The following is a 19,260-nucleotide window of genomic DNA, read 5'->3' as shown; positions in this document are numbered from 1 at the left end:
GCCCGGTTTGTCACATCTGCTAGCAGATGTCACCCAGCGATTCTGAATCTCCAGCGCGCAGTAACGGTCCGCCTGGTAGGCCAAACGCGTACACTACCGCCCTTTGGCTTCAGTTGCTAAATCCTGGCGGGTACGGGATTTTCCGCGTCGCGGATCGCACGCCGTACGGGTACCCGCGCGAGCAGCACGAAACCGATCACGAAGAAGGCCACGAGCGAGACGATCGCGTCCCGGTAGCTCCCCGTGAGCTGGTACGTCAGGCCGAAGATCAGCGGCCCGAGCCAGGCCATGCCGCGATCACTGATCTCGTACGCGGAGAAGTACTCGGCCTCCTTGCCCGCGGGCACCAGATGCGAGAACAGTGACCGCGAGAGCGCCTGCGAACCGCCGAGCACCAGACCGATCCCCGCGGCGAGCACGAAGAACCACACCGGTGCGCCCGCGGGCAGGAAGAACCCGGCCCCGATCGTCACCGTCCACGCGACGAGCGAGCCGAGGATGGTGCGCTTGGCGCCGTACGTCCGTGCGAGGCGCCCCATGGCGAGCGCCCCCGCCACCGCGAGCACCTGGACCAGGAGGACCGCGACGATCAGCGTGGACTGGTCCAGGCCTAGCTCTTCGGAGCCGTACACGGACGCCTGGGAGATCACGGTCTGCACGCCGTCGTTGTAGACGAGATAGGCGAGCAGGAAGGACAGCGTGTGCGGATGGCGGCGCATGTCGCGCACGGTCGACGCCAGCTGCCGCCAGCCGCGGGCCGACGTCTCCGAAGGCGGCGCCTTGCGGTCACGCAGCCGCCGCAGCGGTACGAGGGTGAAAGCGCCCCACCACACGCCCGCCGACGCCAGGCAGATGCGCACGGCGGTCGACTCCGAGACACCGAAGGTGTCATGGGCCAGGAACAGGACCAGGTTCGCCACCAGGACCAGCGCGCCCGCCGCGTAGCCGAACGCCCAGCCGCGCGAGGAGACCGCGTCACGCTCCTGTGGAGGGGCGATCTGCGGCAAATAGGCGTTGTAGAGCACCATCGAGACGGCGAGCGAGGCATTGGCGACGATCAGCAGGAAGCCGCCGAGGAGATAGCGGTCGCCGTCCAGGAAGAACATGCACGCCGTCGCCGCGGCCCCCAGATAGGCGGCCACCGCGAGCAGCGGCTTCTTGCGGCCCGTGCGGTCGGCCGCGGCGCCCGCGAGGGGCATGACGAAGACCGACACGATCACCGACGCCGACACCGCGTACGCGAAGAAGGACCCGGCACTGACCGGGATGCCCAGCGGGTGGACGTATCCGTCGCCGTCCGCGGCCGACTTGGCGATCTCCGTCAGATACGGGCCGAGGAACACCGTCAGGACGCTCGTCGAGTAGACCGAGCACGCCCAGTCGTAGACGTACCAGCCGCGCTGCTCCCGCCGTCGCCCGGCGGCGCTCTCGTCGGCCGGTGGCACTGCCCGCACGGTGTCGGTGCCCACCCGTGCCCCCTCGCTGGTCCCCGTGGTCCGCTGCCGCCCCGGAGGCGGTCAGGCCCAGGCTCCCCGGTCCTTCAGCACTTCGCGCAGCGTCTCGATGTGATCAGAGATGATGCCATCTACACCGAGGTCGAGAAGAGCGGCCATGCGTTCGGCGTCGTTGACCGTCCACACGTGCACCTGAAGCCCGCGCGCGTGGGCCGCGCGGACGAAGCGGTGGTCCACCACCCTGATCGCGCCGTGCGTCTCGGGCACCTGCGCGCACACCGCGGAGCGGCGCACGACGGCGGGGACGCCGTACGAGTTCAGCCGCAGGGCCGCCACGCCGCGCGTGCCGAACGAGGTGGCGAGTCGCGGGCCTGCGAGCCGCTGTGCCCTTGCCACACGAGCCTCGGAGAACGAGCCGACGCACACGCGGTCCCAGGCACCGGTGCGGCGCAGCAGGTCCATGAGCGGGAGCAGGGCGGGCTCGGCCTTGACGTCCACGTTCCAGCGGGCGTCGGGGAAGGACTCCAGGAGCTCTTCGAAGAGGGGCACCGGCTCACTGCCCGCCACGCGCGCGTGGCGCACGGCGCTCCACGGGAGGTCGGCGATCTGCCCGGCCGCGTCCGTCACCCGGTCGAGCGTCGCGTCGTGGAAGGCCACGAGGCGGCCGTCCGACGTGGCGTGCACATCCGTCTCGATGTAGCGGTACCCCAGGCCGACCGCGCGCCGGAACGCGGCGGCGGTGTTCTCCAGGCCGTCCGCCGCCCCGCCGCGATGGGCGAAGGCGAGCGGGCCGGGATGGTCGAGATAGGGATGGCGTACGCGCGTGGTCACCGCTGCAGTATCGCCTGCTCCGGTTGACCGCCGGCAGCCACGACGCCTCCCCCGGATGGAGCGGGGACGGCGAAGAAGCGCAGGAAGAACTGGGCCAGCGGGCCGATCGCCAGCGCGTACAGGACCGTACCGATGCCCACCGTGCCGCCGAACGCGAAGCCGGTGGCGACCACGGCCACCTCGACCAGCGTCCGCATCATCCGGATCGAGCGGCCGGTGCGCTGATGAAGGCCCGTCATCAGGCCGTCCCGGGGGCCTGGCCCGAACTTCGCCGCGATGTAGAGCCCGGTCGCCACGCCGTTCAGGACGATCCCCGCCACGAGGAGCGGGATGCGGCCGCCGAGCGCGTGCACGTCCGGCATCAGCGCGAGGGTGCCGTCCATGGCCAGGCCGACGACGAAGACGTTGGAGACGGTGCCCAGGCCGGGGCGCTGCCGCAGCGGGATCCACAGGAGAAGCACCGCGGCGCCGATGAAGATCGAGACGACGCCGATGGACATCCCCGTCAGCTCGGCGAGGCCCTGATGCAGCACGTTCCACGGTTCGAGGCCGAGCCCGGCCACCACCAGGAGCCCGGAGCTCGCGCCGTAGAGCGTCAGGCCGACGTACAGCTGGATGAGCCGACGTGTGAGGTGTGGCTTCGTCGTGGACAAGAGGTCCCCCCTGCTGGTGGTAGTGGCCTGACGCATGACACTCTGTGGCTCGTAAAGGGATGCCAACCATGGCCAATTCCAGGAAGGTGGACTGGGAATCATGGCTCAGTGGACTTCGGCGGTGGGCTCGACACAGCTCGCCCGGCTGCTCACCTCTCAGCAGACGCGCCCCGCGGGCCCCGGCACGCGCCGCCCGCCCGCCTACCGCGCCCTCGCCGACGGCATCCGCATGCTCGTCCTCGAAGGCCGCGTCCCGGTCGCCGCGCGGCTGCCCGCCGAGCGCGAACTGGCCGCCTCCCTCGTCGTCAGCCGGACCACGGTCGCGGCCGCGTACGAAGCGCTGCGCGCCGAAGGCTTCCTGGAGTCCCGCAGGGGAGCGGGCAGTTGGACCGCAGTCCCGGCCGGCAACCCCCTGCCCGCGCGCGGCCTTGAACCCCTGCCGCCCGAGGCGCTCGGCTCCATGATCGACCTGGGCTGCGCGGCACTGCCCGCCCCGGAGCCCTGGCTCACCCGCGCCGTCCAGGGCGCCCTGGAGGAACTGCCTCCGTACGCGCACACGCACGGCGACTTCCCGGCAGGGCTGCCCGCGCTGCGCCAGATGCTCGCCGAGCGCTACACCGCACGCGGCATCCCGACGATGCCCGAACAGATCATGGTCACGACCGGCGCGATGGGCGCCATCGACGCGATCTGCCACCTGTTCGCACCGCGCGGCGAACGCATCGCGGTCGAGTCCCCGTCGTACGCCAACATCCTCCAGCTCATGCGCGAGACGGGCGCCCGCCTGGTCCCCGTCGCCATGTCCGAGGGGCTCGAAGGCTGGGACATGGACCGCTGGCGGCAGGTGCTGCGCGACGCGGCGCCCCGGCTCGCCTACGTGGTCGCGGACTTCCACAACCCCACGGGCGCGCTCGCCGACGAGGACCAGAGGCGCAAGCTCGTCGACGCCGCGCGCTCCGCGGGAACGGTCCTCGTCGTCGACGAGACCATGATCGAGCTTCAGCTCGACGACGACCTGACGATGCCGCGCCCCGTCTGCGGCTTCGACCCCGCGGGCTCGACCGTCATCACCGTCGGCTCGGCCAGCAAGGCCTTCTGGGCGGGCATGCGCATCGGCTGGGTGCGGGCCGCGCCCGACGTGATCCGCAGCCTGATCTCGGCGCGCGCGTACGCCGACCTGGGCACCCCCGTACTGGAACAGCTGGCCGTGAACTGGCTCCTGAGCACCGGCGGCTGGGAGTCGGCCGTGCAGGTGCGCAGGGCCCAGGCCCGCGAGAACCGCGACGCGTTGGTCGCCGCCGTCCGCCGCGAGTTGCCCGGCTGGGAGTTCGCGGTACCGGCGGGCGGCCTCACCCTGTGGGCGCGCGCGGGCGGCCTCTCCGGCTCCCGCCTCGCCGAGGTGGGCGAGCGGGTGGGGGTCAGGGTCCCGTCAGGGCCGCGCTTCGGCGTGGACGGAGCCTTCGAGGGGTATGTGCGGCTGCCGTTCACCGTGGGAGGCGCGGTGGCCGAAGAGGCGGCGGTGCGCCTGGCCGCGGCCGCGCGTCTGGTGGAGACAGGGGCCGGTGCGGGCGTGGAGACGCCGAGGGCCTTCGTGGCCTGAGCGCCCGGGCTTACGGGAGGCGCCCAGGCTTACGGGAGGCGTCAGCCTTCGGCGGGCACGGGCTCCGGTTGCGGGCCCGGTTTCGTCGCCGCGGTGTCGGCTTCGGCATCGGCATCGGGGGCGACCTCTGTGCCCGTTCCGGCGTCGGCGGGGGTGCTCCGCGCGGGCAGCAGCTCCGTCACCGCCTGCCGGTGCGCCTCGCTCGTCGCGTCGTCGTACGGATCGGGCGTGGCGGGCACCTGGAGCCGGTGCACCGGGCCCGTGCCGAGCCGGGCGTAGCCGCGGCCGGGCGGGACGTCGGACGTGGGCGTCGTGCGCGGCGGCACCCCGAGGATGTCCTCGACCTGGTCGAGCGTCGTGGGGCCTAGGACCACGCGCGCGCGTGTGTGCTGGCGCACGGGGTCGCTCAGGGAGTCCAGGCTGTCGAACTGGTCGGCCACGACGACCGTGACATTGGCCGCCCTGCCGTGCCGCAGCGGCACCTGGAGCAGCGACTGAGGGTCCTTGCGGCCGTCCGCCGCCGCGAGGTGACCGAGCACGCTGGGGCGGTCCATGAGGATCCACAGGGGGCGCTTCGTGTCCTCCGGGGCGGGGTGGCCCGCCTGCCGGGCGCGGTTGGCGGAGATCAGGCGGCGCTCCGTCTCGTGCGCCGCCCACTCCAGGCTGGCCAGGGCCCCGGCGAGTCCGCACTCGATGGCCAGGACGCCGTCACGTCCGGTCAGGCAGGCGTAGTCGCCGATGCCGCTGCCCTCGACGATCAGGACGTCGCCGTGCAGGAGGGCCTGGAGGGCGATGGAGCGCAGCAGGGTGGTGGTGCCGCTGCCGGGTTCGCCGACCACCAGGAGGTGCGGTTCGGTGGAGCGGGGGCCGGTGCGCCAGACGACGGGGGGCACGTCGCGCTGTGCGTCGCCGTCCGCCACGGGGAGGGTGCGCTGGACGCCGGTGGGGTCGGTGAAGCCGAGCACGGTCTCGCCGGGGGCGGTGACGAACCGCTGGGCCGCGATGTCGGTGGGCAGCGGGGGCAGCACGTGCACCGTGAGCTGGTTGCCCTCCTCGTCCCACTCGAAGTGGTACTCACGGCCGCGCCCCGACTTGGCGTGCAGCAACTGCTCGATCCGCGTACGGGATTCGGCCTCGCCGTCCGTGAAGTACGCGGGGTAGCGCACCACCAGATGGGAGACACGTCCGTCGTCGTCGAACTCGTACGACGTGAGGGCCTTGTCCCACTCGCCACCGTGCGCGAAGAGCGGCGCCGGGTCCTCGGGGACGGAGAAGTACGGCACGAGCGCTTCGTAGAGGGACTGCAGGCGCTGGGTCTGTGCCTCGTCGGGGCCCGTGGGCGCGGGCTCCGTCCGTTCCCTGCCGGTCCACGCGGCGGCCGCCATCAGGCAGATGGCGGCGAGCAGTGGACCGTACGGCATGAGGGCCACGACCAGGACGACGGAGGCCACGAGGAACATCAGCGGGCCGCGCTTGTCCTTGGGGGTGTCGGCCCACTTGCGCCGCCCGGCCACTGCCAGCCGGCGCAGTCCACGAGTGATCGTGATCAGCGGGTGGAGGACGTCGGTGGCGCTGTCGGCGGCCGACCGTGCGAACTCCCGGCTCCGGGCGATCGAGGCGGTGCCGTTGCTCAGGATGCGGGGGAGGGGGCGCCGGGCCACGTCAGTCTCCAGGTGGTGCGGACGTACGACAGGGGGGAGGAGGCGTCAGAACTTGATCCCGCCGAGGAGGCTCGCCAGGCTCGCGCTGCCGGCCTTGATGCTCGGAGCGATTGCGGTGCCCGCCATGAAGAAGCCGAAGAGTGCGCAGACCACCGCGTGGGACGCCTTGAGGCCGTCCTTGCGGAAGAACAGGAAGACGATGATGCCGAGCAGCACGACGCCCGAGATGGAAAGGATCATGACGGTTCTCCTGGTTGGTGGGGACAGTCACCATGAGTTGTTCCAGGTTCACAGCATGTATCCATACGATAAAAGGTGCAAATGGGGGAATTTTCCTGAATTTCCCTCGAATGGTGGAGGCTTCCTTGGCCGTCCGAGCGCGGGTTCGAAGAGCGTCCGGGTGCCTCCGTGATCTTTGCCGCGGGCGCGCCCCGTCATGTACCCGGACGGGCAGTACCCTGTCGATTCACTCGTACGGCTGCACTCGGCGCCGTACGGCCCCTCCGAGTCACCCCGCAGTCGAAAGGCGGTCTGGTCCATGAGCGAAGCCCCCGACCCGGAAGTCGTGGAGCTGGCGACCAAGATCTTCGATCTGGCGCGCCAGGGCGACACCGCGGCCCTCGCCGCGTACGTGGACGCCGGCGTTCCGGCCAACCTCACGAACGACAGCGGCGACTCGCTCGTGATGCTCGCCGCCTACCACGGCCACGCGGACGCCGTCCGCGCCCTCCTGGAGCGGGGCGGTGACGCCAACCGTGCCAACGACCGGGGGCAGACTCCGCTCGCGGGCGCCGTCTTCAAGGGCGAGGACGCCGTGATCCGGGCGCTGCTCGACGGAGGCGCGGATCCTGCCGCGGGCACGCCGTCGGCGGTGGACACCGCCAGGATGTTCGCCAAGACGGAGCTGCTCGAGCTGTTCGGAGCCGCCTGAACGGGGTACCTGACCAGCAACAACGGGGGCGCTGGAAATGTGGTCGCGGCGGGCTGAACCGCTGGGTCATCATGACGACGTGATTTACGGACGCGACGGCGGGGCAGATGTTGCCGCACCGCGCGGACCGTGAACGGCCCGCCCCCGGACCTCCCGTCCGGGACCCCAGGGGCCACCGACGAGAGGCAGAGGAAGATGGTCTACAACAAGCAAGAGACGGCGGGCGGCCCGACGTGTTGGCGCACGGCCAGGTAATTCACGATTCCCGGTTGCGTCGACGCTTGATGTGAGGCTGTTTCCCATGTTCGATCCGGTCATAGCGCCCAGCGGTACGCTGCTCGGCCTGCTGCAGCGGGGCCGCGGCGACGGCACGCTGCACGCACTCACCGCACCCCGCTCAGAGGCGCTCGCCGCCCTCGAGACCTGCGTGCTCCACGACCCACGCCACGACTGGCAGGTGGAGAACCGCTCCCTCTACTACGCCCGCCTCTACCTCGATCTCCGCGGCGGGATCGAGGAGATCGAGCGGCATCTCTTCGATGCCGAGGACGTCCTGAACACGGACGACTCACGCACCGGGCTCGCGCTCGCGGTCCTGGGGCACCTCGCCTCGTACGGCAGGCACGACGCCCTCGAACTGCTGCGGCGGTACGCGGCGTTCGGCGCCAACTGGGCCTGGGCCCTGGACGAACTGGCGCTGCGGGACGACGACGCGGGCCTGCGGGCCCTCGCCGTGCCCGTGCTCGCCAGATTCCCCTCGGACGCGGAGGGCGAGGCCGAACTGGCCGCCGCCGTGCGCGACGCCTACGAACCACGGCCCTGGCGGCTGTGGGAGGAGGACCCCCGGGATGCCGTCGGCAAGCGCGTGAGAGCCGCACGGGAACAGGGCTCCTTCGACCGCTGGCAGCGACAGATGCGGCCATCGGGGCCACGTCCCGGCTGGAGCGTCCAGGCCGTCTTCGACTGGGCACAGGAAGGGCTCGAACGCGGCGCCGTCCTGCACGTGCCCGCCGCCCGCTGCCTGAGCGCGGTCGCCGGGCCCGACGACCGCGCCGAGATCCTGGAAGCCGCCCGCAACGGCTCCGACGGGGCGCGCGGCACGGCCCTGCGCTACCTCGCCGACGCCCACGATCCCGATGTGTTCAACCTGATCGAGTTCGGGGTGGAGAGCCCGTCACGGGCCGTCGTGGACGCCGCGGCCGAGGCCTTCGAGCGGATGCGCAGCGTCGCCGCCGTGGAGCGGGCCCGCCGCTGGGTCCAGCGGCCCGACGCGCTCGGCGCCGCCGCCGGACGGGTGCTCGCCTGCAGAGGCGGCGCCCAGGACAGCAAGCTCGTGCTCGCCGCGCTCCGCGAAGCCGTCCGCGGCGAAGGCCCGGACGCGCCGACCCTCTGGACACTCGTCGACGGCGCCGGACGGCTCGGCATCGCCTGCGCGGCCCCCGTCCTTCGCCACGTCTACCGCGAGACCGCCTCGTCCCACCTGCGCGGCCGCGCGGCCCGCGCGCTCGCCGCCACCGACCCCTCCTTCGCCGCCGGATTCGCCGTCGAATGCCTGTGGGACTGCGAGGAGTCCACCCGCGAGGTCGCCGCACGGCACGCCGAGACCGGCGACGCCCGCGTGGTCACCCAGCTCAGAAGGCTCGCCGCTGACCCCGCCGAGGAGGACGAGGTACAGACGGCGGTACGGAGCAGAATCGGCCCCGACGCGGCCGAGGTATAGCCGGCGCGCCCTCTCCGGGGGCGCGCGGAGGGGAACGCTCATGGGACGTTCCTCGCCAGGAAAGATCCACGTTGACGTGACCACGCCCCGCGCGACGACAACACGGGTATGCGTGTCGTCATCGTCACCGAATCCTTCCCTCCCGACGTCAACGGCGTGGCGCACTGCGCCCTGCAGACCGCCCGGCAGCTCGCCGCCCGCGGTCACGACCCCCTGGTCATCGCCCCGGCCCCCGCGGCTGGGGCGGACGCCGCAGCCGATGCCAGTGCGCCCTGCCCCGTCATCCGCGTCCCCTCCCTGCCCCTTCCCGGATATCCGCAGGTCAGGGTGGCGCTGCCCAGCCGCCGGCTGTCGGCTGCGCTGAGCGCGCACCGGGCCGAAGTCGTCCATCTGGCCAGCCCGTTCGTCCTCGGCGTGCGCGGCATGGCGGCCGCCGCGCGCCTGGGCATACCCGCCGTCGCCGTCTACCAGACGGATCTGGGCGGCTACGCCCGTACGTACATGGGGATGGGGGAGTCCACAGCCTGGCGCCGCATCCGCGCCGTCCACGCCGCGGCCGACCGCACCCTCGCCCCGTCATCCGCCGCCCTGCGCGATCTCGTGACGCACGGGGTGCCACGGGTGCGGCTGTGGCCACGCGGTGTGGACACCGCCCGGTTCGGGCCCTCCCTTCGGGATGAGGCGGTACGCCGTGAACTGGCGCCGAACGGTGAGCTGATCGTCGGCTACGTAGGGCGTCTCGCTCCCGAGAAGCAGGTCGAACTCCTTGCCGGGGTGTGCGCCCTGGAAGGCGTGCGGCTCGTCGTCGTCGGCGACGGGCCCAGCGAGGCCTCCGTGCGGGCGGCCCTGCCGGGCGCCGTCATGCTGGGGCGCCGCACCGGGAGCGAACTCGCCCGGATCTTCGCCTCGTTGGACCTCTTCGTGCACACCGGCCCCTACGAGACGTTCTGCCAGACCGTGCAGGAGGCCATGGCCAGCGGTGTGCCGGTGGTCGCGCCCGCCGCGGGAGGACCGCTCGACCTCGTCCTGCCCGGCCGCACCGGAGTCCTGGTGCCGCCCCAGGACGCCCTCGCGGTCCGTGACGCGGTCTGGGCGCTCGCCGCCGATCCGGGGCTGCGCGCCGCGTACGGCAGGGCCGGGCGCGCGGCCGTCGAGGGGCGGACCTGGGAGGCGGTGGGCGAGCAGCTCGTCGACCACTACGCCGAGGTGCTCGCCGCGCGGACGGCGGTGGCGGCATGAGGGCGGCCCTCTACAGGGAGTCCACGGTGCGGCCCGGCGGGCCGCGTTCCGATGCGCTGCGCATCGTGCGGCTCGCGAACTTCGTCGCCCCTTCGTCGGGCGGACTGCGCACCGCGCTGCGGGAGCTGGGGCGCGGCTACCGCGCGGTCGGGCACGAGCCCGTACTGATCGTGCCCGGCGAGCGGGCCGGGATCCGTGACACCGACCAGGGCCGCATCGTGACCCTGCCGGGCCCGTTGCTGCCCGGCACCGGTGGCTACCGCGTCCTCACGGACCGCCGAAGGGTGGCCCGGGTCCTCGAACGCCTGGCCCCCGACCGCATCGAGGTCTCCGACCGCACGACCCTGCGCTGGACCGGCGCCTGGGCCAGGCACCGCAGGATCCCGGCCGTGATGGTCTCCCACGAGACGGCGCACGGCGTCCTCAGCTCCTGGGGCATGCCCGAGCAGGCCGCCCTGCGTGCGGCCGACGCCCTCAACTCCCGTACCGCGCACGCCTATGCGCGGGTCGTGTGCACCACGGAGTGGGCCGAGCGTGAGTTCGTCCGCATCGGGGCGCGCAATGTCGTCCGCGCGCCACTCGGTGTGGACCTCGTGGGCAGCCGTCCGGGCCTGCGTGATCCACGCGTGCGTGCCCGCCACGCGCGAGTGGGCGAGGTGCTCCTTGTGCTCTGCTCCCGGCTGTCCGTGGAGAAACGGCCGGGTACGGCGCTGGACGCCCTGGAGGCGCTCCGCGGCCGGGGTGTTCCGGCGGTCCTTGTGGTGGCGGGGGACGGGCCGCTGCGTGCCCGTCTCGAACTGCGGGCGCGCGACCGGCGGTTGCCCGTGACGTTCCTGGGGCACCTCGCGGACCGTGCTGCCCTGGGGGCACTGCAGGCCACGGCTGACGTCTGCCTCGCTCCCGGCCCCTGCGAGACGTTCGGGCTCGCGGCCCTGGAGGCGCTGGCGTGCGGTACGCCGGTGGTGGCCAGCGCGTCGTCGGCGCTTCCGGAGATCGTGGGCGGTGCGGGCGCGGTGGCGACGGACAGCGGCGAGGCGTTCGCGACCGCCGCCCAGGCTCTCCTGGCTCGCCCGGAGCATGCCCGCAGGGAGACGGCACGCGCGCGTGCGGAGTGCTTCGGGTGGGAGGGGGCGGTCGCGGCGTTCTTGGGGGCGCATGAGGCGGGGCTCGGAGCCGGAGCTCCTGGCGGCGGGCATGCTTCCCGCGAGGGACGTGCCTCGTGAAGCCGCTGCGTTTCGTCGCCATGGGGGACTCCCTCACCGAGGGTATCGGGGACCCCGTGGGGGAGGGGTGGCGGGGGTGGGCCGCGCTGCTCGCCCCGTCCTGCGGTGACGTCGAGTTCCACAACGTCGCCGTCAGCGGAGCCCAGACCTCGGACGTGCTGAACCGGCAGCTGCCCGAGGCGCTGAAGCTGCGGCCCGACCTGGTCTCCGTAGTCGTCGGCGTCAACGACACCCTCCGCTGTACGTTCGACATCCGTGCCGTGGCCGCGCGGCTGGACGAGATCTACGGCGCCTGCGCACAGCAAGGAGCCCAGCTGCTCACCGCCTGCCTTCCCGACCCCGGGGCCATGCTCGGCCTCCCGGGGGCGCTGGCCCGTCCACTGGCCAGGCGGCAACGCGCAGTCAACGCCGTCGTACACGCGCTGTCCGAGCGCTACGGCGCCGTCCACCTGCACCTCGCGGAGGACGAGTGGGTGGCCGACCGCACCCTGTGGAGCGCGGACCGGCTGCACCCCGGCGAGCGGGGCCACCGTCTCGTCGCCGCCCGCTTCCACGCGTTGCTCGCGGCCCGGGGCCTCGCGGCGGGCAGTCCGCCCTCGTGCGAGCCCCAACTGCCGTCGCCCACCCGGTCGGCGAGCCTGCTGTGGCTGGCCACCGCGGGGACCGGCTGGGTGGCGCGCCGGTGCACGGATCTGCTGCCCCAGCTGCTCACCCTCGCTGCCGACGAGGTACGTCATCAGGTGCGGGGCAGCAGCGCCCGGCTCGACCTGAGCGCCACGCACGCGGTGACGGCGGCCCTCGCCGCACTCACCGCGGCCGAGCAGCCGGACGCGGCGTAGGAGACTTCAGGAGATCTGAGGAGACCTCAGCAGAGCTCAGGAGTCCTCAGGAGTCCTCAGCGCCGTGCCGCCGGGACGAAACGGAGCGGCGTCCCGGGCACGGCCTGCGCCGCACCGGCCAGGTCGGCCTCCCTGACCACCGCGATCACCGGATAGCCGCCGGTCGTCGGGTGATCGGCGAGGAACACCACGGGCAGGCCGTCCGGCGGTACCTGGACGGCGCCGATGACCATGCCCTCGCTGGGGAGTTCATCGGTGAATGCCCGCTCCAGGGACGGCCCTTCGGTGCGCAGGCCGATGCGGTTGCTCGCCGAGGACACGCGGTACGCGCGCGTGGTCAGCGTGCGCACGGCAGAGGGAGTGAACCAGTCGGCGCGCGGTCCTGGCGTCACCCTCAGGATCAGCTCGCGGGGCGGCGCGGGGTGCGGGGCGGTGTCCACGCGCGCGTGGGGCGCGGCAGCGCTCCCCAGAGGGATGACGGTTCCGTCCGCGAGCGGCGGTGGGCCGAGCCCGGAGAGCAGGTCCGTTGAGCGGCTGGCGAGCACCGGTTCGACGGTCACCCCGCCGCCGAACGCGACATAGCAACGTACTCCGGAGACGGCCGCTCCGACGTCGAGCAGCGCACCGGCCGGTACCCGCACGGGCGCCCCCCACGCCGCCGGGCGGCCGTCGACCGTCACCGCGCAGGGCGCGCCCACGACCGCCACCGTGACCGCACAACGCGGTCGCACGGAGCAGCCGTTGAGGGTGGTCTCCAGGACGGCGGCGTCGGACGGATTACCGACGAGGCGGTTGGCGAGGCGGGCCGCGGCCGGATCGAGGGCCCCGGAGCGCGGCACCCCGAGATGCGCGTGACCGGGGCGGCCCTGGTCCTGCACGGTGGTCAGCGCCCCGGACCGTACGACAGCGAAGGCACGGTCCGTCATCGTGCCTCCGAGCCCGGCCCGAACGAGCGGATCCCGAACGAGCGGGGCACGAAGCGCACCCGCACCCCCGGCGTGAGCAGCGCGGCAGGCACGCGCGCGTGGTCCCACAGCACGGCATCGGTCGTGCCGATCAGCTGCCAGCCGCCGGGCGAGGCGCGCGGATACACCCCCGTGTACGGCCCCGCCAGGGCGACGCTGCCGGCCGGGACGCTCGTACGCGGCGTGGCCCGGCGAGGCACGTCGTAGCGCTCCGGCAGCCCGGTGAGATAGCCGAAGCCAGGGGCGAACCCGCAGAAGGCGACCCGGAATTCGGTCGTCGCGTGGATCCGCGCCACCTCCGCCACCGGCACCCCCCAGTGCGCTGCCACGTCCGCCAGATCGGGCCCGTCGTAGCGGACCGGAATCTCCCGTACCTCCTCCGCGCGTGCGGAGAGAGGCGGGATCTCCAGGGCGGCAAGATCCGCGCCGACGCGGCCGGGGTCGTCAAGGCCGTCCAGGAGCACCGTGCGGGCCGCGGGCACGATCTCCCGTACGCGGATCAGGCCGGCGGCCCTGCGGCGCAGCAGCTCGGCGTGGAGCGCCTGCGCCTCGTCGCCGTCGGCGAGTTCCACGAGCAGCGCCAGGTCGCCGACCGGAAGCACCCTCACGCGAAGGCCTCCACCCGGACGCCCGCCGCTTCGAGGCGTGCCCGGACCTGCCGGGCCAGGGCCACCGCCCCCGGGGTGTCGCCGTGCAGGCACAGCGAGCGCGCGCGGACGTCGATCCGCCGGCCGTCCTGCGCGGTGACGGCCCCGAACCGGGCCATGCCCACGGAGCGTTCGACGACGGCTTCCGCCTGCGTGATGACGGCACCCTCGCTGCCGCGCGGGACGAGCGTCCCTTCCGGGGTGTACGCCCGGTCGGCGAACGCCTCGGTGACGACGGGAAGGCCGGCCTTGTCGGCCACCTCCAGGAAGCGCGATCGGGGCAGCCCGAGGACGGGCAGCCCGTCATCCGCCAGAAGGACCCCCTCGACGACGGCGCGCGCCTGGTCCTCGTCGTGGACGACGCGGTTGTAGAGCGCGCCGTGCGGCTTCACGTACGACACGCGCGTGCCGGCCGCCCGCGCGAAGACCTCCAGGGCGCCGATCTGGTACGCCACTTCGGCCGCCAGTTCATCGGCGGGGACGTCCATGGAGCGGCGCCCGAAGCCCGCCAGGTCGCGGTAGGAGACCTGGGCGCCGATCCGCACCCCGCGTTCGGCGGCCTGCTCGCACACGCGGCGCATGGTGGCCGCGTCCCCGGCGTGGAAGCCGCAGGCCACATTGGCGCTGGTGACGACGGAGAGCAGCCCCTCGTCATCGGTCAGCCGCCAGTGGCCGAAGCCCTCGCCGAGGTCGGCGTTCAGATCGATCACGGCGTCGGCCGAGGGGCTCACACCAGCTCCTTCCCGCGCGTCTCGGGCAGCCCGAACAGCGCGAGTACGGCGATGGCGTAGCCGATCGCACCGAAGACCAGCGCACCGCCCACGCCCCAGCTGTCGGCCAGGAAGCCGACCATGGTGGGGAAGACGGCGCCCACGGCGCGACCGGTGTTGTACGTGAAGCCCTGCCCCGTGCCTCGCACGGCGGCCGGGTAGAGCTCGCTGAGGAACGAACCGAAGCCGCTGAAGATGGCCGACATACAGAAGCCGAGCGGGAAACCGAGCACAAGGAGAAGGCCGTTGGCCCCCTCCGGGATGTTCGTGTAGGCGAGGATGCTGGCCGCGGAGAGGAACGCGAAGAGGGTGATGTTGCGTTTGCGGCCGAGCACGTCGGTGAGATAGCCCCCGGCCAGATAGCCGATGAAGGCACCGGAGATCAGGAACGTGAGATACCCGCCCGTGCCGACCACCGTGAGTCCGCGCTCGGTCTTCAGGTACGTGGGCACCCAGGTGGCGAGCGTGTAGTAGCCGCCCTGTACGCCGGTGGACAGCAGGACCGCGAAGAGCGTGATGCGCAGGAGACCGGGTTTGAAGATCGCCGTGAACGACCCCTTGTGCGCGCTCTTCTGCCGCTCGGCCGCCGCCTCCGGGGCATCGTGCACATTGCGGCGTACGTAGACGACGAGCAGGGCGGGCAGCGCACCCGTCCAGAACATCACGCGCCAGGCGATGTCCTCGTCGAGGAACTGGAACACCAGGGTGTAGACGATCACCGCGAGCGCCCAGCCGACCGCCCAGGAGCTCTGGATCGCGCCGAGCGTGCGGCCGCGGTTCTTCGCGGTGGCGTACTCGGCGACCAGGATCGCGCCGACCGCCCACTCGCCGCCGAAGCCGAGGCCCTGGAGGGCGCGGAAGACCAGCAGCGTCTCGTAGTTGGGCGCGAAGCCGCAGGCGACGGTGAAGACGGCGTACGTGATGACCGTGATCATCAGTGCCTTGACCCGGCCGATCCGGTCCGCGACCACCCCGGCGACCGCGCCGCCTATCGCCGAGACGACCAGCGTGACCGTGGTGAGCAGGCCGGTCTGGCCGCTGTCCAGACCGAAGTACGCGGCCAGCGCGACCATGGTCAGGGGCAGCGTGAAGTAGTCGTAGGAGTCGAGGGCGTAGCCGCCGAAAGCGCCCGCGAAGGCGCGGCGTCCGCGCGGGCCGAGGGCGCGCAGCCAGCCGAACGCGCCGTTGTCGGCCGGGGGTTCGCTGTCCAGGGGAGGGGTGCCGGTCGACAGGGTCTGGGGCGGCGGGGGTGTGCTCATGGGCACCTCGCAGGAGGGGGAGGGAGGGTGCGGAGCGGGCAAGGGGTGGGGCTCGTGGGCAGGGGGAGGGACGTGGGCGGGGGCTTGGCCGTGCCCGACAACGTAGAGGATCGTTCAACGATCCCTCAATACCCACGTTGTCTCGTTCTTGTATCTGCGATTGAATCCGGGCATGGCTGAGGGAATGGCTGAGGCGAGCGGACTGGTCGACGACCGTGCGCTCCTGGGGCGCACCAGCACCGCGGAACGGGTCTCGGACATCCTGCGGAGCCGCATCGCCGAGGGCTACTTCCCGCCGGGGGCGCGCCTGTCGGAGGACAGCATCGGCGGCGCGCTCGGCGTCTCGCGCAACACGCTGCGCGAGGCCTTCCGTCTCCTCACGCACGAACGACTGCTGGTCCACCAGCTCAATCGCGGGGTATTCGTCCGAGTTCTCACGGTCGAGGACGTCGAGGACATCTACCGCACCCGGCGCCTCGTGGAGTGCGCGGTCGTCCGCGGCCTCGGCGCTCCGCCCTTCTCGCTCGACGGACTCGCGAGCGCCGTCGCGGACGGCACGAAGGCGGCCCGCGAGCGCAAGTGGAAGGGCGTCTCCACGGCCAACATCCACTTCCACCGGGAGCTGGTCGCGCTCGCCGGAAGCGCCCGCACCGACGAGGTGATGCGCAGCGTCTTCGCCGAACTGCGCCTGGCCTTCCACGTGGTGGACGATCCGCGCCGGCTGCACGAGCCGTACCTCGTACGCAACTGGCAGATACTGCAGACCCTCCAGGAGGGGGACGCCGCGGAGGCCGAGCGGCTGCTCGCGCTCTACCTGGACGACTCGCGCCGCGGCCTCGTCGAGGTCTACGGCCGGCGCGTGGCGGAGGGCGAGCGGGCGGGCGGCTGAGCCCCGGCAGGCACCGGAAGGGCGCTGTCAGATCTGCGCCGTTTCGACCGTTGTCAGACCGAGGATCTAGTCTGTGCACCGTGACTTCGCCTGCCGTTACGGACACCGTTCCGCCCCAGCTCAGCGCGGGGCCGAGGCCCGCTCCGGGCCCGGCCGCCGACGAGGGGCTTGCGCGGCGGCTCCGCGCGCTCGCCTGCACGGCGCCGCTGCACGACCTGGACGTGCGCAAGGCCAACCTCGCGGGCGAGTACTCGGTGTACGCGATGGCGGAAGTGGCCCTCTCCGCCATCGACCTCGTCACACTGAACATGGACTTCGACACCGGCGCCGACCACGAGCAGATAGTGGCCAGGCTGCTCCCGCGCGTCGGAGCCCAGGCCCCACGGCGCCCCGTCGCCGAGCACGAGCGCGTGGCCCGCTGGGTCCTGGAGAACCTGATCAACGTCGGCAGCGTCGACCGCGGCTTCCGCGCGGTGTACGGCACCTTCGCGCCCGACGGCACCTATGTGCGCAGGGACTACGACTTCAAGCTGATCGAAGAGGTGCCCGGGTACGGGGGGAGTGTCTATCTCCGTACGACGGACGAAGCGGTCAACGTCCTCGTGGGCGCCCTCGACACCGACGTCACGAGCGCCCAGATCGCCGCCGAGGTGAAGCTGGAGGTGCTCATCAGCCGTGGCCGCCTCGCCGACGCCCAGCTCGCCGCGGAGCAGGCGCGCTATCGGACGGTGCAGTATTCGGAGACGCTCCGCAGGGCCCTGGACGCGACCCGGCGCAACGTCCGCGCGGTGGACTGGCTCCAGGCCGTCCCTGACATGATCGCGGAGGCGCTCGACCACGTCGCCGACCGCTACCGCCACGAGAACGCCATCCTGACGAACATCCGCAAGGCGCGCGACGAGTCCGAGGACCCCGAGCACAAGCGCCGCGCCGCCGAGCTGGTCGACATCGTCAAGGACTGCATCCGCCGCCACACACAGCTCCAGTCCCGCCTCCTCGAAGCGGGCCCGCTCTTCCGCGCCGAGCAGGACCGCCAGGCCTTCGCGACGCCCACCGCACGGACCGGCCTCGATCTGTACGGCCAGCTCGTCGCCCCTCTCCTGCCGCTCCCGGTAGAGCAGGCGAGCCGCGTGACCGGCGCGTTCTTCGCGCGCGGGACGGGACTGCGCACACCCGTGTCCGTCCGTGTCGGAGACCTGGTCGACATACTGCTCACGCCGCCGCAGGAGCGTGAGCACCTCGGCATAGAGATGCCCGAGCCCGACCTCATCGCCACGCCCGACGACAGCCGCTTCAGCGAGGAGCAGCTCGCCGACGCCATGGAGCTGCTCGACCTGCCCGCCGACGCACCCCGGCGCCTCTCCGGCCTCCTCGCCGACGCCCGCAGGCGCGACACCGAACTGCCCTATCTGGTCGCCCTCCTCGCCGTCCACGCGGCCAGCCCGCCGGTCGGCACCGCCTACCGCCAGGGCGAGGAGAAGCTCCTGTTCGCCGTGGACGACGGCACGGAACTCGACGACCCGGAATTCGGCGGCGCCGACCTCATCGTGGGCATGGCGCTGCTCGACGCCGCCGGCATGGCGGCCGGCCGGACGGAGGCCGCGTGAGCGCTCCCGACACCCGCACGACTCGCACGTACGACCGCCGCAAGGAGCACAAGCCGTGACCGAGCACCCCGCAGAGCACACCGCGTGGGGCGAGCCGGAGGCATCGGCGGCGCCCGCCGCGACCGCCGCCATCACTCCGGCCGACGCCGCCGACGCCGCGCGCCTCGTCGCCTTCGGGCTCCAGCCCAAGCTCCAGCCCGCCCGCGACCAGGAGTACGCCGAGCTGCTGCGCCGGTACCGCGAGGACCCGCCGTTCGCGCGGCTCGCCGACGCCGTCGCCGCCGGGCTCGGGCTCGTCGTCCTGGAGGTGTCCCCGCGCGCGGGCATGGCAGTGACGGCCGCCGATGACTCCGTGTTCGCCGTCCGCATGGGCGACTACGCACGCCGTACGGCCGCCGACTCCACCGACCGCTTCCTGCACGGCCTCGCCCATCTCGCCGTCGCCGCCCTGGCGTTCCCGCGCCCCGAGGACCTCGCCGACGACGGCTACATCGGCCGGGTCACGGTCAATGGAGTCGACGCCTTCGTACGGCAGGCCTGCCACCGCCTGGAGGAGCGCGCCGAGGAGCAGGGCGAGAACTCCGACCCGCAGACCGACGCCCCCGGCCTCGAGGCCGCCTGGCGGATCTGGGCCCGGCGCAGCTCGACGGGCGCCACCAAGGACGCCCGCCGCCTCGCCGGGTCGACCACCGGGATCATCGGCAAGGCCGTCGCGTTCCTCACCGACTCCGGGTTCCTGCAGCGCACGGGCGACGACTCCGGGGGCACGTACCGCACCACCGCCCGCTATCAGCTCCAGGTGCGCGACATGGCGGGCGGCGCCGCCATGGCCGAGCTCCTGGAGCTCGGCATCGTGCCCGTCACGGACGGGTCAGCGACCCTGTTGCCCCCCGAAGAGACGGACGATCTGGAGCTGGCCGCCGACGCGGGCCTGCCCTTCCACTCCTGAACGCGCCGACGCTCCCACGTCAC

At 72.7% G+C, this 19,260-nt stretch carries 18 protein-coding genes; 9 read left to right on the top strand and 9 right to left on the bottom strand.

The window, feature by feature from the left end; translation table 11 throughout:
* Positions 1-116: 116 nt before the first annotated feature.
* The 3 genes from E5671_RS11275 to yczE are packed head-to-tail and all read right to left on the bottom strand — an operon-like array spanning position 117 to position 2,974.
* A complete protein-coding gene (locus E5671_RS11275; RefSeq protein ID WP_160503710.1) occupies positions 117-1,469 on the bottom strand; it encodes an MFS transporter in 1,353 nt (450 codons plus the stop codon).
* A 48-nt stretch (positions 1,470-1,517) separates the two neighbouring features.
* Positions 1,518-2,285: a glycerophosphodiester phosphodiesterase family protein gene (locus E5671_RS11270; protein ID WP_160503709.1), complete on the bottom strand. Its 768-nt coding sequence runs from the start codon at positions 2,283-2,285 to the stop codon at positions 1,518-1,520.
* On the bottom strand, positions 2,282-2,974 hold the full coding sequence (yczE, locus tag E5671_RS11265; protein ID WP_160503708.1) for a membrane protein YczE: 693 nt from the start codon (positions 2,972-2,974) through the stop codon (positions 2,282-2,284). The genes E5671_RS11270 and yczE overlap by 4 nt, the downstream gene beginning before the upstream one ends.
* Before the next feature lie 64 nt (positions 2,975-3,038).
* Here yczE and E5671_RS11260 point away from each other — a divergent pair, with 64 nt between their 5' ends.
* The gene (locus E5671_RS11260; RefSeq protein WP_160503707.1) at positions 3,039-4,538 is read left to right on the top strand and encodes an SCO1417 family MocR-like transcription factor; all 1,500 of its coding nucleotides are present in this window, start codon (positions 3,039-3,041) and stop codon (positions 4,536-4,538) included.
* Positions 4,539-4,579: 41 nt separating this feature from the next.
* On the opposite strand, the gene E5671_RS11255 is transcribed toward E5671_RS11260, so the two are convergent.
* Together E5671_RS11255 and E5671_RS11250 are read right to left on the bottom strand one after the other, a co-directional pair.
* Positions 4,580-6,199: a hypothetical protein gene (locus E5671_RS11255; protein WP_160503706.1), complete on the bottom strand. Its 1,620-nt coding sequence runs from the start codon at positions 6,197-6,199 to the stop codon at positions 4,580-4,582.
* Between the two features lie 45 nt (positions 6,200-6,244).
* Entirely contained in the window at positions 6,245-6,439 is a 195-nt protein-coding gene (locus tag E5671_RS11250; RefSeq protein WP_160503705.1) for a hypothetical protein, read from the bottom strand.
* Positions 6,440-6,737: 298 nt separating this feature from the next.
* On the opposite strand from E5671_RS11250, the gene E5671_RS11245 reads away from it, so the two are divergent.
* The 5 genes from E5671_RS11245 to E5671_RS11225 all read left to right on the top strand — a co-directional run bounded on the left by E5671_RS11245 (position 6,738) and on the right by E5671_RS11225 (position 12,151).
* On the top strand, positions 6,738-7,130 hold the full coding sequence (locus tag E5671_RS11245; protein WP_160503704.1) for an ankyrin repeat domain-containing protein: 393 nt from the start codon (positions 6,738-6,740) through the stop codon (positions 7,128-7,130).
* 301 nt (positions 7,131-7,431) lie between these two features.
* Positions 7,432-8,850 carry a HEAT repeat domain-containing protein gene (locus E5671_RS11240; protein WP_160503703.1) on the top strand — a complete coding sequence of 473 codons (1,419 nt, stop codon included), beginning with the start codon at positions 7,432-7,434 and terminating at the stop codon, positions 8,848-8,850.
* 108 nt (positions 8,851-8,958) lie between these two features.
* Positions 8,959-10,089: a glycosyltransferase family 4 protein gene (locus E5671_RS11235; RefSeq protein ID WP_160503702.1), complete on the top strand. Its 1,131-nt coding sequence runs from the start codon at positions 8,959-8,961 to the stop codon at positions 10,087-10,089.
* Positions 10,086-11,312, top strand: coding sequence for a glycosyltransferase (locus tag E5671_RS11230; RefSeq protein WP_160503701.1), 1,227 nt, complete (start codon positions 10,086-10,088; stop codon positions 11,310-11,312). The genes E5671_RS11235 and E5671_RS11230 overlap by 4 nt, the downstream gene beginning before the upstream one ends.
* On the top strand, positions 11,309-12,151 hold the full coding sequence (locus tag E5671_RS11225) for a GDSL-type esterase/lipase family protein (RefSeq protein WP_160503700.1): 843 nt from the start codon (positions 11,309-11,311) through the stop codon (positions 12,149-12,151). Before E5671_RS11230 ends, E5671_RS11225 begins: the two co-directional genes overlap by 4 nt.
* A 56-nt stretch (positions 12,152-12,207) precedes the next feature.
* On the opposite strand, the gene E5671_RS11220 is transcribed toward E5671_RS11225, so the two are convergent.
* The 4 genes from E5671_RS11220 to E5671_RS11205 are packed head-to-tail and all read right to left on the bottom strand — an operon-like array spanning position 12,208 to position 15,792.
* A complete protein-coding gene (locus E5671_RS11220) occupies positions 12,208-13,077 on the bottom strand; it encodes a biotin-dependent carboxyltransferase family protein (RefSeq protein ID WP_160503699.1) in 870 nt (289 codons plus the stop codon).
* A complete protein-coding gene (locus tag E5671_RS11215; RefSeq protein ID WP_160503698.1) occupies positions 13,074-13,724 on the bottom strand; it encodes a carboxyltransferase domain-containing protein in 651 nt (216 codons plus the stop codon). Before E5671_RS11215 ends, E5671_RS11220 begins: the two co-directional genes overlap by 4 nt.
* On the bottom strand, positions 13,721-14,473 hold the full coding sequence (locus E5671_RS11210) for a 5-oxoprolinase subunit PxpA (RefSeq protein ID WP_160510122.1): 753 nt from the start codon (positions 14,471-14,473) through the stop codon (positions 13,721-13,723). The genes E5671_RS11215 and E5671_RS11210 overlap by 4 nt, the downstream gene beginning before the upstream one ends.
* A gap of 17 nt (positions 14,474-14,490) precedes the next feature.
* Positions 14,491-15,792: an MFS transporter gene (locus E5671_RS11205; RefSeq protein ID WP_160503697.1), complete on the bottom strand. Its 1,302-nt coding sequence runs from the start codon at positions 15,790-15,792 to the stop codon at positions 14,491-14,493.
* 184 nt (positions 15,793-15,976) lie between these two features.
* On the opposite strand from E5671_RS11205, the gene E5671_RS11200 reads away from it, so the two are divergent.
* The 3 genes from E5671_RS11200 (at position 15,977) to E5671_RS11190 (ending at position 19,237) form a co-directional block, all read left to right on the top strand.
* Positions 15,977-16,681, top strand: a complete 705-nt coding sequence (locus tag E5671_RS11200; RefSeq protein WP_443032785.1) for a GntR family transcriptional regulator — start codon at positions 15,977-15,979, stop codon at positions 16,679-16,681.
* An 80-nt stretch (positions 16,682-16,761) separates the two neighbouring features.
* Complete coding sequence (locus E5671_RS11195; RefSeq protein WP_160503695.1) at positions 16,762-18,288, top strand: hypothetical protein; 1,527 nt, start codon at positions 16,762-16,764, stop codon at positions 18,286-18,288.
* A 55-nt stretch (positions 18,289-18,343) separates the two neighbouring features.
* Entirely contained in the window at positions 18,344-19,237 is an 894-nt protein-coding gene (locus tag E5671_RS11190) for a hypothetical protein (protein ID WP_160503694.1), read from the top strand.
* Positions 19,238-19,260 lie beyond the last annotated feature (23 nt).

Source organism: Streptomyces sp. BA2 (assembly GCF_009769735.1).
Taxonomy (GTDB): domain Bacteria; phylum Actinomycetota; class Actinomycetes; order Streptomycetales; family Streptomycetaceae; genus Streptomyces.
The sequence above is the reverse complement of the archived record's forward strand: the minus strand, read 5'-3'. Positions and strand labels throughout refer to the sequence as shown.

Bases quoted from the DNA above. Each gene is read 5' to 3' on its own strand.
- yczE (WP_160503708.1), bottom strand. From the start codon at position 2,974: ATGCGTCAGGCCACTACCACCAGCAGGGGGGACCTCTTGTCCACGACG.
- E5671_RS11260 (WP_160503707.1), top strand. From the start codon at position 3,039: ATGGCTCAGTGGACTTCGGCGGTGGGCTCGACACAGCTCGCCCGGCTG.
- E5671_RS11250 (WP_160503705.1), bottom strand. From the start codon at position 6,439: ATGATCCTTTCCATCTCGGGCGTCGTGCTGCTCGGCATCATCGTCTTC.
- E5671_RS11245 (WP_160503704.1), top strand. From the start codon at position 6,738: ATGAGCGAAGCCCCCGACCCGGAAGTCGTGGAGCTGGCGACCAAGATC.
- E5671_RS11240 (WP_160503703.1), top strand. From the start codon at position 7,432: ATGTTCGATCCGGTCATAGCGCCCAGCGGTACGCTGCTCGGCCTGCTG.
- E5671_RS11235 (WP_160503702.1), top strand. From the start codon at position 8,959: ATGCGTGTCGTCATCGTCACCGAATCCTTCCCTCCCGACGTCAACGGC.
- E5671_RS11230 (WP_160503701.1), top strand. From the start codon at position 10,086: ATGAGGGCGGCCCTCTACAGGGAGTCCACGGTGCGGCCCGGCGGGCCG.
- E5671_RS11220 (WP_160503699.1), bottom strand. From the start codon at position 13,077: ATGACGGACCGTGCCTTCGCTGTCGTACGGTCCGGGGCGCTGACCACC.
- E5671_RS11205 (WP_160503697.1), bottom strand. From the start codon at position 15,792: ATGAGCACACCCCCGCCGCCCCAGACCCTGTCGACCGGCACCCCTCCC.
- E5671_RS11200 (WP_443032785.1), top strand. From the start codon at position 15,977: ATGGCTGAGGCGAGCGGACTGGTCGACGACCGTGCGCTCCTGGGGCGC.